10 protein-coding genes and 1 riboswitch are annotated in these 12012 nt (G+C 38.5%); all 10 genes read right to left on the bottom strand.

Translation table 11 applies throughout. The annotated features are described in order from the left end of the window. Window positions 1–43: 43 nt before the first annotated feature. Window positions 44–1405 (bottom strand): WD40/YVTN/BNR-like repeat-containing protein, encoded by a 1362-nt coding sequence (locus tag IGJ45_RS12210; RefSeq protein WP_349703625.1) that lies wholly within the window; start codon window positions 1403–1405, stop codon window positions 44–46. Between the two features lie 285 nt (window positions 1406–1690). Then, window positions 1691–3040, bottom strand: coding sequence for a bifunctional folylpolyglutamate synthase/dihydrofolate synthase (locus tag IGJ45_RS12215; protein WP_376715940.1), 1350 nt, complete (start codon window positions 3038–3040; stop codon window positions 1691–1693). A 23-nt stretch (window positions 3041–3063) separates the two neighbouring features. Next, window positions 3064–3585 (bottom strand): folate family ECF transporter S component, encoded by a 522-nt coding sequence (locus IGJ45_RS12220; protein ID WP_029486503.1) that lies wholly within the window; start codon window positions 3583–3585, stop codon window positions 3064–3066. A 42-nt stretch (window positions 3586–3627) separates the two neighbouring features. Continuing rightward, a riboswitch (THF riboswitch) is annotated at window positions 3628–3725 on the bottom strand. Next, a complete protein-coding gene (locus IGJ45_RS12225; protein ID WP_349703627.1) occupies window positions 3709–4311 on the bottom strand; it encodes a HutD/Ves family protein in 603 nt (200 codons plus the stop codon). Its footprint overlaps the riboswitch before it by 17 nt. Before the next feature lie 9 nt (window positions 4312–4320). Beyond that, complete coding sequence (locus IGJ45_RS12230) at window positions 4321–5196, bottom strand: YitT family protein (RefSeq protein WP_003125730.1); 876 nt, start codon at window positions 5194–5196, stop codon at window positions 4321–4323. Between the two features lie 82 nt (window positions 5197–5278). Continuing rightward, window positions 5279–6811 (bottom strand): histidine ammonia-lyase, encoded by a 1533-nt coding sequence (gene hutH, locus IGJ45_RS12235; RefSeq protein ID WP_003125729.1) that lies wholly within the window; start codon window positions 6809–6811, stop codon window positions 5279–5281. Between the two features lie 109 nt (window positions 6812–6920). Next, window positions 6921–8288 carry an APC family permease gene (locus tag IGJ45_RS12240; RefSeq protein ID WP_003125727.1) on the bottom strand — a complete coding sequence of 456 codons (1368 nt, stop codon included), beginning with the start codon at window positions 8286–8288 and terminating at the stop codon, window positions 6921–6923. Window positions 8289–8416: 128 nt separating this feature from the next. Then, window positions 8417–10084, bottom strand: a complete 1668-nt coding sequence (locus IGJ45_RS12245) for a formate--tetrahydrofolate ligase (RefSeq protein WP_170081299.1) — start codon at window positions 10082–10084, stop codon at window positions 8417–8419. 37 nt (window positions 10085–10121) lie between these two features. After that, window positions 10122–10748 carry a cyclodeaminase/cyclohydrolase family protein gene (locus IGJ45_RS12250; protein WP_003125724.1) on the bottom strand — a complete coding sequence of 209 codons (627 nt, stop codon included), beginning with the start codon at window positions 10746–10748 and terminating at the stop codon, window positions 10122–10124. A 13-nt stretch (window positions 10749–10761) separates the two neighbouring features. Further along, window positions 10762–11661, bottom strand: coding sequence for a glutamate formimidoyltransferase (ftcD, locus tag IGJ45_RS12255; RefSeq protein WP_003125723.1), 900 nt, complete (start codon window positions 11659–11661; stop codon window positions 10762–10764). Between the last annotated feature and the right edge of the window lie 351 nt (window positions 11662–12012).

The following is a 12012-nucleotide window of genomic DNA, read 5'->3' on the forward strand; positions in this document are numbered from 1 at the left end:
CTACAGTTTTTGTCGCTGACTTTTAAACAAAATTTAATCGAGCTTAGCCTTCATCAGTCGTTGAATCTATTTCAGAGACATACGTCCACGTCATGCCATTGTCTTCTGAGGTAAATACACCTTTGACTGTACCACCTTTGTAATCCCCCATGGGACCTTGATTGACCATAACTTTCAACTTTCCATCTTCTAGATAAGGTGCTTCAGCAACCACGAAAACCTTCTTCCATTCATCAGGCATTTCAAAAGCAGCTTCCAGCCATGTGTTTCCTCCGTCTGTCGTCACATAGAGGCTTGGTTCTGTTGGCGTTACTCCGCCGAAACTCATAAAGCCAACATTCTCGTTGAGGTAGCATGCGTCCGTCAAGAGTCGGCTGATTCCCTTAGCCACTTGCTTTTCCTGCCAAGTTTTGCCACCATCTTGGGTCACATATGAGAGATAACCTTCCTGCCCCATTACGCGGCCACCCGATAAGAAAATGTAACCAAAACCGTCTTGGCCAAATGTCAATTTGCGAAAACGTACAGCTGCTGTCTGCTCTGCCAGAGCAACATTCTTCCACGTATTTCCTTGATTTTCCGTATAAGTATAATAGACATTTTGAGTTGGACTGCCCTCACTAGCATATTCCGTTCGAATAAATCCAGTCCGTTCAGGAGTCAAAATATAGCTGCCAGCGATCAGCGCTTGTTTGTCGCCACTATACTCGCCGCCAAAAAAATCATCTAACGGATAGGGCAGAATGATTTGATGTTTCCAGCTATCATAAGTTAATTTCAATTGACTCTTACCAATTTCTGTTTTATACGCAATCGTCTGATTCGTTTCCTTTGAGGTGGTCATTTGATTGTTCTTATCGGTGATCGCACTTAGATCTCCCGCATCTACATTCGTGATCGCTTTGTCCCCTTGAGCAGTCGTAGCAACCTTAACTTGCCAACAAATATCCCGCACAGAACCGTCATCGGAAACTTTACCCCAATAAGATGTCATTGTCTCACGATTGATCGACTTGGGCCACACAGTAAATTTTACCGTCAGCAGCCCATCTTGATAGGTTGCACCACTCACACTGTAAGAATCGATCCGTACATCTTCTTGCACCTTCACAGAAGAAAAATAGCGCATCAAATCATAAAATAAATTAAATCCTTGTGTATTCGGATCATAGTTAAATTCGCTTTCAAAGGGCAGAAATTGATTAAAATAAGTAACGGGTTGTTCTTTGTTAGCGGATTGGTTTGCTTGAGAAGTCTCTACAGTTGATGATTTTGAACCACTCGAACTGACCGCTCGTCCTACAGAAAAGCCAATGATGAACCAGATGACTAGCCCAATCACAATCAGTGTCAAACCGACAGCTAACGCTACCCGAATTGCTGCTATTTTTTTATGCTCTTTCACGGGAAAAACCCACCTTTTGTTTTCAATTACTTGAAGTATAATGAAAAGTTTCTTTTCTCACAAGATGCTTTTTCACTTCTTAAGAAATTAAGAAAAGGGTTCCTCATTAAATAGTTTTTAGAAAAAATAAAAGCATTCGCAAAAAAGTGACATACTTCAGGCTTTCCAAAGATGGAAAAACTGAAGTATGTCATTTCTAACCATTCTACTGTTTCTTTCATATTTATTCTTATATTGCTTCTCTGGTTTCTTCACACACGTTGATTAATGGATCAGATTATTCCTTCAGATACCTTCTAAACATCTCCTATCATCTAATAAATATGTGCGAACTTGCGATACAAAATATAATGAACCAGTAATAAAAAGAGTATCTTTCGATCCCATTTTAGCAACAATCTCCTTAATACCTTGTTGCCACTCTTGATAATATTTAAATTGGCTATTTTCTCGAACAAGATCTTCTTTTTTCAACGCTTTCGGGTAATCGAATGTGGTTATTATAAGGCAATTATTAGGGATTTGCTGCATCTGTCGGATCATTTTCCTACTATTTTTGGTTGTTAACGCTGAAAACAAAATATATTTCTTTCCTTGTTGAAATTTTTCTGTAACTGTATCAACAAATTCTTTTATGGCATGTGGATTATGCGCCCCATCGATAATGATCGTCGGTTGTGAACTGATTTTCTCCATACGACCTGGCCATCGCGCTTTTTCTAAAGCTTTCTGTATGCTCTCTTTTTGTATTGCTTTGTTTTGCTGCTGACAATAAAGCAAAAAAAGTTGAAGGGCAGTTGCTGCATTTTCCACTTGGTATTTTCCACATAAAGGAATTCTAAGATTTAAAAATTGAAAGTCTTCATTTTCGAAGTGAAACATTTCTCCACTTAAAGAATCCTTAGGACTATGACTTTCAGGGCTTTGCTTCACATAGTGAACTTGGTAAGAGGTATTTTTCTTAGAGAGTGGCGCATTTTTTTTAGAAGCGACTTCTTCAATTATTTTCACTGCATTTTGCGAAATGTTTCCTGTAACAATAGGTATGTTTTTTTTGATAATGCCAGCTTTTTGCAAGGCAATTTCTTCCTCAGTTTCGCCTAATATATCTGTATGATCTAATCCAATCGTAGTAATAGCAGTTAAAATTGGTATAAAAACATTCGTACTGTCCCATTTCCCCCCGATACCTGCCTCGAAAATTGCGATGTCTGCGTGCTTTTGAAAATAAGAAAAGGCCATTGCAGTCAATATCTCAAATTCTGTTATTCCCTGATAGCGTGTATCCTCATCCATACTATCTACCAGAGGGCGAAATTCATTTGCTAGCTGGACAAATTCTTCTGCGGAGATTGCTTTCCCATTAATCGAAATACGTTCATAAAAACTTTCAATGTACGGCGAAGTAAATGTACCCACTGCTAGCTTCTGCATTTCTAATAAACAACGCAAGTAAGTTACCGTCGAACCTTTTCCATTTGTTCCTGCGATGTGAATCCCGATAGTATTCTTTTCGGGATGACCGCACAGCTTCAGTAGCTCGTTGACTCGTATCAAACCAGGCCGCGATCCAAATTTTTTGCGCGAATGAATCCAGCGTACTGCTTCATCTCCTGTTTTAAACATTCTTATCATCCCCAATAGAATTGTTAGTTCGTTTAGAAAACATTACGAGCGAAGCGTTTCAAAGGAATCGCATGACCAAAGAATACGATCATGGCTGTTTGTACAGGTAGCATGATCACCGCTTTGACGATACGTATTCCCCAAAGTTTCGTATCGGTCAAAGGAATTGCATACATCATTGACAACCAAATTGGTGTCAGACACAAACTGATAATTAATGTATTGCAAAGAACACATAGAAAAGAATTTTTTATTGTAATGGGCTTTTTATAAAAAAAGTAGCCATAAAGCAAACCTGCAATGAATGAATTCAGTGTAAAGCCAATGAAAAAAGGAGCTTTCCCTAAAAGAGTATTCCCGATAATATCAGCAATTGAAGCACCAATTGCTGTCCACCAAGGGCCAAATAAACTAGCCATAACCACTTCTGGAACAAAATCAAAGGTAATTTTCAACAGCTGGGTTTCAAACCCTAATACTTGAGACAAAACGACCATTAATCCAATCAGTAATCCCATTGTTGCGATAATATGTGCGTCGATTTTTTTCTTCATTCTTAGCATCTCCTTTAATAGAGCTGCTACACAATTAATTTATGCAGCGAATGCAAAGATAGAATCGTGAAATTTGTTTCTTCGTCTAAAAGGCAACATCCCATCCTTATAGCACTTAACGCTCTATCTTCTACTCTGTTTTTTTATTTTTGTCAAAACAGCAATCCTGTTGTTTGAAAGATTCTGTTTCTCTGATGAACTAGATTCCACTTGTATAAATGTTTCATCTTTTATAACCAGCGTTTCATTTTTTTGCAACATTTGTCGCTGTGTCCTATCGCCCAGAAGCACTATTGAAAGATTCTCCAATGCATAAATGACAGCAATAGTCTGCGGTTTAATAAAATGCATCTCATTTCCTTTAAGCGCCTGAACAAAGACGTCGTAATCGTCTTTAAAAATAACATTAAAATCTTGACACTCACCCTGACACGTTGTTTTTAATTTACCATCGAAATGGTGGGGCTCAAAAGCATTTAGGCTAATCCAAGAACCTAATTGCCCTAATCTAACTGGATTATCCAAAGACATAAGGATTCGTTGATAACCAGTAAAGTCAGAAAATTCCACGGTATTCATAGTCACTGTCGCAGTTGAGAGACGGAAATCAAAATCTCGTTTAGCTAAGCTACTTGAATCAGGTTCCACTAAAAGTTCTGTAGTCTGTCCTCCAGACCACTTTGTGGACAAGTAATCTTCATATGTTTTCTTCTCGATTGTTCCCACACTTCTTCCTTAAACAATATCTAATTCTTCAAATTGACTCAAAATTTTAATATCTTGTGCCACACTGACAAAAGCCTTTTGATCAACATCTTTCATGATTTGATCCAAAATTTCCATTTCGTAAGTAGTAATAACCAAAATCAGAATCGTTTGAGTTTCTTGATTATATGCGCCTAGTGCATATGGAATGATTGTGATTCCACGACTTAATTTTTCTTGCAGAGCTGGGATAACTTCATTCGGCTTTTGCGTAATAATCGTCACCTGAACTTTTTTATGTTTGACATACACTAGATCTGTAACTTTTCCACTTATAAAAATGGATAAAACACTATAAAAAGCATAGGGCCAGCCAAATAAATAACCGGCTACCAATACAATGACTCCATTCAAAACAATCGAAATCACGCCAATACTTCGACCGGTGATTTGTCTGATTGTAAGAATGAGCGCATCCATACCACCAGTTGAAAGTCCATATTTTAATGCCAGCCCCAAAGAAAAGCCATTGATTGTTCCCCCAAAAATGGCGCAAATAATCGGATCTGTAGTTAGCTCAGTACTTGGGACGATGTGGATGGCAAATGATGCAACCGTTACACAAATAACCGTATAGATGACAAACTTGCGATTAATTTTGAACCATGCAAGCATAAACATTGGAACATTCAGGAGATAATATATAACTGAAATAGGGACTTCAATATGGCTTTTAGCAAGACCAGTCGCAATGATTTGTGCGATCCCAGTTAAACCGCCGGCATAAATATTCCCTGGCTGCCAAAAAAGATTCAGCGCCAAGGAATATAAAAAGGCATAAATAAGAATCACTGTTAATTTTGTAACCACCTCTTGCCAGATATCTATTCTTTTAAAACGTGACATAATCCTCTTTCCTTTTCTTAAAATAAAAGGAAGACATCGCTTCCTCTGATATCGGTCAATCGGCACAAATCACGTCATACCTTTAAAACTGCAGATCCAATGTCACTTGTTTCTCAATTTCTTTTAAGAAATCTCTATCTTCTAAAACGGTAGTTGCTTTGTTTAATTCATCATACATTTCGATGTCTTTATCATGCTCAATAAAGTTTACTTGTCGACGAAATGCAAGATAAGCTGCTTTTGTGCCTTTGCCAAGTCCTGACTGATATCCTTTGATGTCTAGTGCTTGGCAAGCCGCCATGATTTCAGTTGCAACGACCCGCCGAGAATTTTTGACGATTTCTAGAGCTGTTCGGGCAGCAGTTGTACCCATGCTAACAAAGTCTTCTTGATTTTCACAGGATGGTATTGAATCTACACTAGCTGGGTGTGCCAAGATTTTATTTTCTGAAACCAGAGATGCACATGCATATTGTGTGATCATAAAACCAGAGTTCAACCCCGGATGTTTCACCAAGAACGAAGGCAGATTACTTAATTGGTGATTCACCAATCGTTCTACTCTTCGTTCAGATACATTGCCAATCTCAGCGGCAGCAATACCCAAAAAATCAAATGGTTGCGCCAAAGGTTCTCCATGAAAATTCCCTCCGGAAATCACTTCACCATTTCTAGAAATGATTGGATTATCAGTAACTGAATTAATCTCAATTTCTACTTTTTCTTTTACATATGCAATCGAATCTTTACTAGCACCATGAATTTGCGGCATACAACGTAATGTGTAAGGATCTTGAACATGATCTGGTGTCGCTTCCGTAATATATTTACTATCTTCAATTAAACGACGAATATTACGAGCGGTTGCTAATTGCCCACTTTGCGGGCGAATCGTATGAAGGTCTTCTTTAAAAGGACTAGAAATTCCGTCATGAACTTCCAATGAGAGTGCTCCTGCAACATCTGAAAGTTTTAATAACTGAATAGCATCATACGTTGCCAATGCCCCAACCGCGTTCAAAACTGTTGTCCCATTGATAAAAGCTAATCCTTCTTTGGCACTTAATTGAATCATTTTCAATCCTGCTTTTTCCATTGCTTCTTTCCCAGAATACAACGTGCCCTTATAATAAGCCTTACCTAAACCTAGTAATGGTAAAACCATATGAGCTAATGGGGCTAGATCACCGGATGCTCCTAATGAGCCTTTCTCTGGAATGTAGGGATGGACACCTACGTTCAACATCGCTAACAATGCTTCTACAGTGCTTAAACGAATACCAGAATAGCCTTTAATCAACGAATTAATTCGAATCAGCATAATAGCTCGCACAATATCTTCCGAAAATGGCTCGCCGTAACCAGCAGAATGAGTACGAATCAAATTTTCTTGTAATTGCACAGTGTCTTCTTTTGAAATACTGACATTACAAAGAGAACCAAATCCCGTATTGACTCCATAAACAACGCGACGTTCCTCTACAATTTTATCAACAATCCTGCGCGACTCTTTCACTGCTTCTTTGGCACTTTCGGCTATTACACATTGACGATGGTTGCGTGCTACAGCCACTACGTCTTCTAAAGTTAGGCTAGCACCATCCAAAATAATCATTTCTTGACTAGGAATGGTATTCTGAGCTTCTTCTTTTATCAACATTTTCATCGTTTTATTCCCCACTTTTCTAATAAATTCCTTCCAAGTATCAGTTTCCACAAGTTTTCTAATTTACTTGCTTCGATTTATTATTGTTTAAGAGTAGATACAAAATGCTTGCTACTATAACTCCAATAACTCCAGCTATTAAATTGATCGGATTGGCCGCAGCGACCATCCAAATACTAACAACTATGGAGATAATTGGAATGACTGGACCAAACGGCAGCCGGAAAGCAGGCACATTTTCCATGTCTTTTTTTCTCAACCAAATAACTGCCAATGCAGTCGGAATGTACTGGAAGAAACGAAAGACTACGGACAGTTCCGCTAATTGTTCAAATGATCCGCTTAGTAGAAAAGCTATGGTTAGTAAACCAGAAAAAATAATAGCAACGATAGGTGCATTTTTATTATTTTTTTTAGCAATCACCTTAGGTAACAATCCTTCATCCGCGATTGAAGCTCCATATCGCGGAATCATCAGAGAATCTCCCATATTCAAGCCAGCAATTGAAATCAAGGCCCCGATTGAAATAATCCATTTCCCAGCTGGTCCAATCATTTCAACAAAAGCATCTTGAACTGGCGCATTGCTTTGTAAAATTCCCGTTCCAAGCATGGCAATCGTTCCCGCAATAATCATAAAATAAAGCAACGAAACAATACTTATGGATCCAATAATCGCTTTTGGCACATTTTTTTTGGCATTCCGCATTTCTCCAGCTACTACAGGTAAAGCTTCAAAACCAATAAAAGCATAAAAGACAGTGAGTGACGTTGAGGCCATGGCTTTAGATAAAGTCATGTCAGGATTCAATTGTAGAAACGGTGTAAAGTTTCCTTGATTGATTCCATTTTTGATGAAAAAAACTGCAATCAGTGTGAAGGCAATAATTGGAATCAATTTAGCTATTGTAATAACAATCGTAAAAATTTTTGAAGTCTTAATCCCCATACTATTAATCACAGATAAGAAAATAACCAAACAAATGCTAATCAATGTATTCTGTCCTTCTAACGCTGGAAAAGTTTGGATCAGAAGTTTCGCAAAACCTGCAGCCATTGCAGCCCACGCAATAATCGTCACAAACCACCCCAGAACACCAACATTAAATCCAATAAAATCGCCAAATGCTGTTTTCGAATATTGGAAAGCTCCGCCATTCTTATTGAAGTAACCCGCAACTTCGGCGAAGCAAACGGCCAACATCAAAACCAAGACCGCATCTAAAACCATTGCAACAAGAGAAGCAGGACCTAAATCTTGGTAAATGGTTCGGGGCAAAAGAAAAATTCCTGAACCAATTACTGCATTGATTCCGTATAGCGTCGCACCACCAAAGCTAAATTTTGCATTCTCATTTTTCGCTAGCTCTGCGGAGTCAATGTCTTTAATATCCGTTATCTCTGAAACCTCGACATCTTTTTGCATACTATTTCACCTCTTCTTTTTTTATTGTAAAACGTTTTCAATTACACGTTTTATTCTAGTAAGCAGTTCATGTTAGCTATTTTACAAGGAGAGTTCCCTCCACCTCCTTGTAAAATAGCTCTCAACTGCTAGAATAATCCGGTTATATTTCCTTTTTCATCAATATCAATTCTTTCAGCTGCTGGAGATTTTGGTAATCCCGGCATCGTCATAACAGCTCCTGTCAGCGCAACAATAAATCCTGCCCCGGCAGATACTTTGAGATTACGGATCATCACAGTAAAATCTTTTGGCGCTCCAAGTAGTGACGCATCATCTGAAAATGAGTATTGAGTTTTTGCCATACAAATTGGATAATTACCAAATCCAAGACGTTCCAATTCCTTTAATTCTTTTTTCGCACTTGGTGCCAATTCTACGCCTGCCCCACCGTATACTTTTTGGACGATTTTATTTAGTTTTTCTTCAATTGAATCATCCAAATCATAGACATAGCTAAAATGATTTGGCTCTTCTGCTAGTGCAACTACTTTTTCCGCCAACTCTTTACCGCCTGCACTTCCTTTCCCCCAAACATCAGATAGAACAACTGCAACGTCCATTTCTTTACAAGCTTTCTCTACCGCAGCTAATTCTGCAGCTGTATCTGTTGGAAATTTGTTAATAGCTACAACAACTGGCATCCCGTATACTTCTTTAATATTCTCTAAGTGTTTAGACAAGTTAGGTATTCCAGCAAATACTGCATCGACATTTTCTATTCCTAAATCGCTTTTCTTCACGCCACCGTGCATTTTTAACGCACGAATCGTTGCTACCAAAACAACCGCATCTGGTCGTAGATTAGCTAAACGACATTTGATATCTATAAATTTCTCAGCTCCCAAGTCAGCGCCAAAGCCGGCCTCTGTCACTGCATAATCGGCATACTTTAGCGCAAGTTTCGTTGCCAATACGCTGTTGCATCCATGTGCGATATTTGCAAATGGACCTCCGTGAATAAAAGCAGGGGCATGCTCCAATGTCTGTACAATATTTGGCTGAATTGCCTCTTTTAATAGGGCGGCCATTGCCCCTTCTGCTTTCAAATCCCCAGCAGTTACCGGCTCCCCATCGTAATTATATGCAACGATGATTTTTCTCAGCTTATTTTTTAAGTCAGCAATATCGTTAGCTAAGCATAGAATGGCCATAATTTCTGATGCAACTGTAATGTCATACCCATCCTCACGTGGCACGCCATTTACTCGTCCTTGAAGACCATTTACAATGTGACGCAATTGGCGATCATTCATATCTACCACACGTTTCCAAGTAATTCTGCGAGAATCAATTTGGAGAAGGTTCCCCTGATGAATATGATTATCTAATAGTGCCGCTAATAAATTATTGGCGGCACTAATTGCATGAAAATCACCGGTAAAATGTAAGTTGATGTCCTCCATTGGGACTACTTGAGCATGTCCACCACCAGCAGCACCACCTTTCACACCAAATACAGGACCTAATGAAGGCTCGCGTAATGCAATCACTGCTTTTTTCCCAATGGCTGTCAATGCATCGACGAGACCTACTGAAGTAGTGGTCTTTCCTTCTCCAGCAGGTGTAGGCGTAATTGCGGTCACTAGAATGAGCTTGCCATCCTCGTTGTCATCCAATGACTCAATATTATTGATCTTTGCTTTATATTTTCCATAAAGAGACAGATTTTCTTTAGCAATACCAATTGATTCAGCAATTTCTTCAATCGGCTTCATCACAACAGAATTTGCAATTTCAATATCTGATAAGACCATGTCCATAAACTTCCTTTCTATCTACCAATCTAAATGATTACAGCGATTCAAGTATTTGTTGATAGGTTGCATCAGCAATTTTGCTGCCTTCCTCAACTAGCGATTCCCCGGCTTTGCGGTATTGGCGAACAAACATTTCGTCTTTGATGCTTGCAAGGTTAATCAATACATTCAACCACGCACCTTGTAAAGCTGCCTTTAAATTCAAAGCAGCTACTCCCAAATCACTAGCAGCATTGGTATTTGATTTGCCAACCGCAGCCTGTGTGACTTTTAACGCATCCACAATTTTTTCCATCATAGAAAAAGGTGTAACAGCTGCTCCTTTTAAAGCACTCTGCATTGCTTCTCGGCGGGCTTTTTTTTCTTCTTCGGTTGTTTTTGGAAGTCCAAAAACAGCTGACACTTGATTAAAAGCTTCTGTATCTTCATCAATTGCCCTGAGTAAACCCTCTTGCAAAGATTTAGCTTTTTTTTGCAGTAATTCAATTTCGTCTTCGAACTCTGCATATTTTTTTTTGCCAATCGTGAGTTCTGTCACCATCTTTGTCAAAGCAATTCCCTGTGCGGCAGCTAATGCTGAAGCAGATCCCCCACCTGGTGCCGGTGTATCCGAACCTAAAACAGCAATGAAATCGTTTATTTGCATCTCAACGAGTTTCATGACAATCCCCCTATCAATTCAATAAATGATTTTCGAAAACTTGCTTATTATAATTGAACTCTTCAATCTGTAAATAATATTCAGCACAATCAATCAAGGCTTTTGCTGGCGTTAATCCGATTACTTCACTGCCAATAACCGACACACCATAACGTTTTGCTTCAAAGCGAATCGTTTCAAACACACGATACAGTGGTGTTTTCTCGAAGTTCACCATATTCATAGATACTTGAGCAATATTACGATCTTCAAGCATGACACCAATACCCTTGCAGTATTTCCATCCTCCAGAGGATCCGCGAACAATTTTAGCGATTTTATTGGCAATCTCAATATTATCTGTATCCAAATTCACATTGAATGCAACTAAAGGCATTCTGGCACCCACTGCTGTGACACCAGCGGTTGGATGAATTTTGCGTTCGCCATAATCTGGTTGCCATTCTTCTTCCAAAAGTTTTTCTGGCATTTTCTCAAATTGTCCTTTGCGGATCTTCGCTAAATTTTTACGTACGGGTGTAGTGGCTGAATCTTCATATAGAAAAATGGGAATCTGTAATTCTTCATTGATTCGTTGAGCTACTTTCTTAGAAATAGCAATGCACTCTTCCATGGTGACATCTTTGATCGGCACAAAAGGAACCACATCTGTTGCCCCCATACGAGGATGTTCTCCTTGATGCTTCGTCATATCAATATTTTCACTTGCAAACTTCACTAATTGAAATACTACTTCTTGGATTCCTTCTTCATCACCAACGAGTGTAAAAACACTACGATTATGAGATGTGTCAGAAGAATGATCCAACAATGTGACACCTTTAACATTCTTAGCGATCTCCACCAACCCATCAATAACCTTTTGATTTCTTCCATCACTGAAGTTCGGAATACATTCAATTAATTTTGTCATGGTCTATTGCTCCTTGTTTTTATTTTGAACTTTAGGTACGGCATAAATTTGTTCTTACTACATTAAAAAAAATCTATGAATAGCGTTATTTTTATTTCCACACCTCCTAATATACCAGTTTGTTTGTTACCGCTTTCATTCACCGAAATCAGCTTAACACTCTTTCAAATCGGTTGCAAACTCCGTAAAAAAAAGCTTTTCATAATTTTTTCATAATTAAAATTCTGTTTTTTTTTGGAAAATCCGCCTAATTGTCTTCCGCATTTTTTTGTCTTTTATTTTATTTGACCTTTTTTTGACTTTCTTTTTTAAACTGAAGGTAACCTATCGTTGCGCATTGAATAAAAAACA

It is taken from the genome of Enterococcus sp. DIV0574, from assembly GCF_051711125.1.
Classification (GTDB): Bacteria; Bacillota; Bacilli; order Lactobacillales; family Enterococcaceae; genus Enterococcus_D; species Enterococcus_D gallinarum.